Origin of the sequence: uncultured Mycobacterium sp. (assembly GCF_964249325.1) — a bacterium.
In the GTDB taxonomy this organism is placed as follows: Bacteria; Actinomycetota; Actinomycetes; order Mycobacteriales; family Mycobacteriaceae; genus Mycobacterium.
The window spans coordinates 8,954-14,891 of the sequence record NZ_CAXUCH010000101.1 but is presented as its reverse complement, the minus strand read 5'-3'; the positions used below and the strand labels follow the sequence as shown (position 1 = coordinate 14,891).

The following is a 5,938-nucleotide window of genomic DNA, read 5'->3' as shown; positions in this document are numbered from 1 at the left end:
CACAATGCGGGTCGCCACGGGTTCAACCTAACGAAGATGTCGGATCGGCGCCTGACCAGCAGGCGCCGTCTAAGCTTTCCCCGTGCCGCTCTACGCCGCCTACGGGTCGAACATGGATACCGAGCAGATGGCAAAGCGTGCACCGCACTCACCGATGGCGGGGACGGGCTGGCTGCACGGGTGGCGGCTGACCTTCGGCGGCGAGGACATCGGCTGGGAGGGGGCGCTGGCCACAGTCGTCGAGGATCCCGATTCGAAGGTGTTCGTCGTGCTCTACGACGTGACACCGGCCGACGAGAAGAACCTTGATCGGTGGGAGGGATCCGAGCTCGGGATCCACAAGAAGATCCGCTGCCGGGTCGAGCGCATATCTTCTGACACCACCACCGATCCCGTGCTGGCGTGGCTGTATGTGGTCGACGCCTGGGAAGGCGGATTGCCCTCGGCGCATTACCTGGGGGTGATGGCCGATGCCGCGGAGATCGCCGGTGCGCCCGCCGATTACGTGCACGACTTGCGCACCCGCCCGGCCCGCAACATCGGGCCCGGCACGTAGACCGTTTCTTCGGAGCGTCCCGCTGCCGGGCGTCCCATCGAGTGTGCGTCCAGGGCGGAAAAACGGCGAACTTTCCGCCCTGGGCGCACATTCGAATGCGCGAACGCACGCTCGAGTGCGTGAACGCACAGTCGAATGCGTGAACGCACAGTGGCGGCGGCAAGCCGCGGGCTAGTGCAGCGCGGCGGACTGCTCGACGATGTTGACCATCACCCGCACCCCGATCGCCAGAGCCCGCTCGTCGAGATCGAATGTCGGCTGATGCAAGTCCAGCTGCGGCCCATGGCCAGACCACACACCGAGGCGCGCCATCGCGCCCGGAATCTCCTCCAGATACCAGGAGAAATCTTCGCCGCCGCCGGACTGGCGGGTGTCGGTCAGCACGTCCGGGCCGACGGCTTCGATGGCGTGAGTGAGGATGCGCGTCGAGATCTCCTCGTTGACCACCGGCGGCACACCGCGGTGATACTGCAGCGTGTGGTCGATCTCCAGCGGCGACAGCAGCGCAGACACCGCCTGGCGGATGATGGCCTCGAGGCTTTGCCAGGTTTCGCGGCTCGCGGTGCGCACGGTTCCGGCCAGCACGCCAGTCTGGGGGATGGCGTTGGCCGCTGCGCCGGCGTTGACCGCGCCCCACACCAAGACGGTGCTCTTCCGGGGGTCGATTCTCCGCGACAGCACACCGGGCACCCCGGTGATCAACGTGCCGAGCCCGTAGACCAGATCGGCGGTCAGGTGCGGACGGGAGGTATGCCCGCCCGGCGAATACAACGTGATCTCCAACCGGTCGGCGGCCGACGTTATCGGTCCCTGCTTCACCGCCACCTTGCCGACGGCAAGGCGGGGGTCGCAGTGCAACGCGAAAATCCGCGTGACTCCGGTCAGCACGCCTGCCGCGATCGCGTCAATCGCCCCGCCCGGCATCAGCTCTTCGGCCGCCTGGAAGATCAGGCGCACCCCGACCGGCAATTCGGGCACCGACGCCAGTGCGAGCGCGGTGCCGAGCAGGATCGCGGTGTGCGCGTCATGACCGCAGGCGTGCGCGACGTTGGGCATCGTCGATGAGTACGGCGCTCCCGTGCGCTCGGCCATCGGCAGCGCATCCATGTCGGCGCGCAACGCGATCCTGGGCTCGTGTTCCGGACCGAAGTCGCAGGTCAAGCCGGTCCCGCCAGGCAGCACCTTGGGGTTGAGTCCGGCGTCGGCCAACCGCTCGGCGACGAACTGAGTGGTGGCGAACTCCTGGCGGCCCAGCTCGGGGTAGCGGTGGATATGGCGCCGCCACTCGATCAGCTCGTCATGGTGGGCGGCCAACCAGGACTCAGCGCCGTCGATGAGGCTCACGTGCGCCACTCCTCCTCATCGCTTTGCGCTGCATTGTCGCCGCCGTGGCTCACGATGCCGCCCGTTGCTCGCGCGCCGCCAGCACCCGATCCCGTTCTGCCGGGGTCTGGGCAAGGCGAACTACCGTGCGGGCCAACATGATTGCGCCTTCCACCACCGCACGGTCGGCGCTAGGCCCGGCGGCCGCCTCGGCGAACGCGGCCTGATGCACGGTAGCCCCGCCAGCGTCAACGCCGATCACCGGATGAATGCCGGGCAACACCTGGGTCACGTTGCCCATATCGGTGCTGCCCAGCGGCAGACTTGCCTCGACTTCGACGGGAAGTGGTTCGCATCCGAGTCGGCGCATCTCCTCCCGGCACACCTCGGCCAGCCAAGGATCCGGCTTCAGCTCCGCGTAGGGCGGTGCTACGTCGTCGATTTCGTGTTCGCACCCGGTCGCCAGTGCGCCGGCGGCAAAGCAAGAGAGCATCCTGCCCTGCAGTTCGCGCAGCGAGTCTGAGTCGAGCGCCCGCATCGCATACAGCAGGCTGGCCTGTCCGGGGATGACGTTGACTGCCTGGCCCCCGTCGGTGACGATGCCCTGCACCTGCTGCCCGGGCGCCAGCTGCTGGCGCAGCAGCCCAATGGCCACCTGCGCGACGGTCACGGCGTCGGCGGCGTTGATCCCCAGGTAGGGAGCGACCGCGGCGTGGGATTCCCGGCCGCGGTAGCGGACGCTGACCTCTGCCAATGCCAGCGACCGGGCCGCTGCGATGTCCGCCGGCCCCGGATGCAGCATCACCGCGGCCGCGACGTCGAGAAACACGCCCGCCTGCAGCATCAGGGCCTTGCCGCCGCCCGACTCCTCGGCCGGGGTGCCCAGCAGTGCGACCGTCAAACCTAGATCGTCGGCGACCTCGGCCAGCGCCAACGCGGTGCCCACCGCCGACGCGGCGATAATGTTGTGCCCGCAGGCGTGCCCGATTCCGGGCAGTGCGTCGTATTCGGCGCATATTCCGACGACCAGCGGTCCGCTGCCGAAGTCGGCGCGGAATGCGGTGTCCAAGCCCCCGACGCCGGCTTTGATCTCAAAACCCCGCTCTGCTACTAGTTTCTGCGTTTTGGCACAGCTGTGGTGCTCGTCGAATGCCAGCTCCGGCTCGGCGTGGATCGCGTGGGAGAGCTCGACGATATCGGCGCCACGACGGCGCACCGCATCTTCGACGGCATCCAATGCGGTGGTGGTGGGCATGCACGCAGTCTAAGCTCGGCCGCTGTGACCGATGGTCCGCCCGATCCCGAGGCACTGGCGAAGCGGGCGGCGCAGGTCATCGCCGAGCGCACCGGTGTCGACGCGCACGACGTGGCGATTGTGCTGGGGTCGGGGTGGGCCCCGGCCATTGCGGCGCTGGGCTCGGCAACCGCGGTGCTGCCCATGGCGGAGCTGCCCGGCTTCAGCCCGCCGACTGCGGTCGGGCACACCGGCCAGCTGCTGTCGATGCGCATCGGCGAGCACCGGGTGCTGGTGTTGGCCGGTCGCATCCATGCCTATGAAGGCCATGACCTGCTGCACGTGGTGCACCCAGTGCGCAGCGCCTGCGCGGCCGGGGCGCACACGATCGTGCTCACCAACGCCGCCGGCGGGCTGCGGCCCGATCTGGAGGTCGGGCAACCGGTGCTGATCAGTGACCACCTGAACCTCACCGCGCGTTCGCCGCTCGTCGGGCCGCAGTTCGTCGACCTCGTCGACGCCTACGCGCCGCGGCTGCGCGAGCTCGCCCGGCAGGTCGACCCGACACTGACCGAAGGGGTGTATGCGGGCCTGCCGGGGCCGCACTACGAAACGCCAGCCGAAATCCGGATGCTGCACACTCTGGGTGCCGACTTGGTGGGCATGTCGACGGTGCACGAGACGATCGCGGCACGCGCGGCCGGGGCTCAAGTTCTGGCGGTGTCGCTAGTGACGAATCTGGCCGCCGGCATCACCGGCGCGCCGCTCAGCCACGTCGAGGTGGTGCAGGCCGGGGCAGCATCCGCGGCCCGGATCGGTTCGCTGCTGGCCGACGTGGTGGCCCGGCTCTGACGGGAGTGCCAGTGACGCCCGAGGAGTGGATCGCGCACGACCCCGACCCGCTGACGGCCGCAGAACTCGCCGCGTGTGACCCGGGCGAGCTCGCCGCGCGGTTCGCCCGGCCACTTAGGTTCGGCACGGCGGGCCTGCGGGGGCCGGTGCGCGGCGGGCCGGACGCAATGAACCTGGCCGTGGTGCTGCGCGCGACATGGGCAGTGGGACAGGTGCTCAAAGACCGCGGGTTGACCGGATCGCGGGTGATCGTCGGCCGCGACGCGCGGCACGGTTCGGCGATATTCGCTGTTGGTGCCGCCGAAGTCTTTGCCGCCGAAGGGTTTTCGGTCGAGCTGTTTGCCAGCCCGGTGCCCACGCCGGTGGTCGCGTTCGCGGTGCGACACACCGGCGCCGCAGCCGGAGTGCAGATCACCGCGTCACACAATCCGCCGAGCGACAACGGTTCCAAGGTGTACTTCGACGGCGGCCTTCAAATCGTCTCGCCTACCGATTCTGCGATCGAATCCGCGATGGCCGCCGCTCCATTCGCCGACCAGATCGCCAGGACGCCGGTCGAACCCACAGACAACGGACTGGTCGACCGCTATATCGAGCGCACCTCCAGCCTGCGGCGCTCGTCCGGATCGGTGCGCGTGGCATTGACACCGTTACACGGCGTGGGCGGTGCGGTGGCCGTCGAAGCATTGCACCGCGCCGGTTTCGGTGAAGTGCACACTGTCGGCGCGCAGTTCGCGCCGGACCCCGACTTTCCCACCGTCGCCTTCCCCAATCCCGAGGAGCCGGGCGCCGCCGACGCGCTGTTGCGCCTGGCCGACGACGTCGATGCCGATGTCGCGGTCGCGTTGGACCCTGACGCGGATCGCTGCGCGATCGGCATACCTACGCCAGAGGGTTGGCGGATGCTGTCGGGTGACGAAACCGGTTGGCTGCTGGGCGATTACATTCTGTCGGATACCGAATCTCCGGCGACCGCCGTGGTGGCCAGCACGGTGGTGTCGTCTCGGATGCTGGCGGCGATCGCCGCACACTACGGCGCGCGCCACGTCGAAACGCTGACCGGGTTCAAATGGCTGGCGCGCGCCGACGCCGGGATGTCCGGGTTCACTTTGGTCTACGCTTACGAAGAGGCGATCGGGCATTGCGTCGACCCCGCGGCGGTGCGCGACAAGGACGGCATCAGCGCCGCGGTACTGGCCTGCGATCTGGTGGCGGCGCTCAAAGCGCACGACCGCTCGGTGCTTGACGCGCTCGACGACCTTGCGCGACGTCATGGGGTTCACCTGGGCGCGGCGGTGTCGCGGCCAGTGGCCGATCCCGACGAAGCAGCCAGCGTCATGCAGCGACTCCGCGCCGACCCGCCGGAACGATTGGCTGGATTGCCAGCTACCACAACGGATTTACTGCAGCGCGAGCGCCCGCAGCGCGCCGATGTGCTGGTCTTCTCCGGCGGCGACCCCGACATGTGGGCCCGGGTCGTGGTGCGACCGTCCGGCACCGAGCCAAAGTTGAAGTTCTACCTCGAGGCCGGCTGCCCGGCGGGCGAGGATCTTCGGCGTGCTCGTGAGCGGGCAGGCGCGCTGCGTGACGAACTCGTCGCCTCCGTGCAGCGCTGGTAGCTCAGCGTGGCCCGAACTGGCGATCACCCGCATCACCGAGACCCGGGACGATGTAGGCGAATTCGTTGAGCCGGTCATCGATGGCCGCCGTGTACAGCCGCACGTTCGCCGCCGCTTTCTCCAGCGCCGCGAGCCCTTCCGGTGCAGCGACTACGCACAGAACGGTGACGTCTGTTGCGCCGCGGCGCAGTAACAACCCGATGGTGTGGGTCATCGAGCCGCCAGTTGCCAACATGGGATCGAGCACCATCACCGGCTGGGCGCTCAGGTCGTCGGGCAGCGACTCCAGATACGGCACCGGCCGGTGGGTTTCCTCATCGCGAACAACCCCGACGAACCCCACCCGAGCCTCCG

Annotated in this window: 5 protein-coding genes and 1 pseudogene (1 of these 6 only partly in view); 3 read left to right on the top strand and 3 right to left on the bottom strand. The window is 68.7% G+C overall.

Annotation, left to right across the window (positions count from 1 at the left end; translation table 11 throughout):
- Positions 1-82 precede the first annotated feature (82 nt).
- A complete protein-coding gene (locus ACFE99_RS14030) occupies positions 83-556 on the top strand; it encodes a gamma-glutamylcyclotransferase (protein ID WP_375486226.1) in 474 nt (157 codons plus the stop codon).
- A gap of 171 nt (positions 557-727) precedes the next feature.
- Here ACFE99_RS14030 and ACFE99_RS14025 read toward each other — a convergent pair whose 3' ends face one another.
- Positions 728-1,900: a M20 family metallopeptidase gene (locus tag ACFE99_RS14025; protein WP_375486224.1), complete on the bottom strand. Its 1,173-nt coding sequence runs from the start codon at positions 1,898-1,900 to the stop codon at positions 728-730.
- Between the two features lie 49 nt (positions 1,901-1,949).
- Positions 1,950-3,134, bottom strand: a complete 1,185-nt coding sequence (locus tag ACFE99_RS14020) for a M20 family metallopeptidase (RefSeq protein WP_375486222.1) — start codon at positions 3,132-3,134, stop codon at positions 1,950-1,952.
- Between the two features lie 24 nt (positions 3,135-3,158).
- On the opposite strand from ACFE99_RS14020, the gene ACFE99_RS14015 reads away from it, so the two are divergent.
- A complete protein-coding gene (locus ACFE99_RS14015) occupies positions 3,159-3,965 on the top strand; it encodes a purine-nucleoside phosphorylase (protein WP_375486220.1) in 807 nt (268 codons plus the stop codon).
- 11 nt (positions 3,966-3,976) lie between these two features.
- On the top strand, positions 3,977-5,584 hold the full coding sequence (locus ACFE99_RS14010; protein WP_375486218.1) for a phospho-sugar mutase: 1,608 nt from the start codon (positions 3,977-3,979) through the stop codon (positions 5,582-5,584).
- Position 5,585: 1 nt separating this feature from the next.
- Here ACFE99_RS14010 and upp read toward each other — a convergent pair.
- Positions 5,586-5,938, bottom strand: a pseudogene (gene upp / locus ACFE99_RS14005) (uracil phosphoribosyltransferase); it runs 267 nt beyond the window's last position.

Bases quoted from the DNA above. Each gene is read 5' to 3' on its own strand.
- ACFE99_RS14020 (WP_375486222.1), bottom strand. From the start codon at position 3,134: ATGCCCACCACCACCGCATTGGATGCCGTCGAAGATGCGGTGCGCCGT.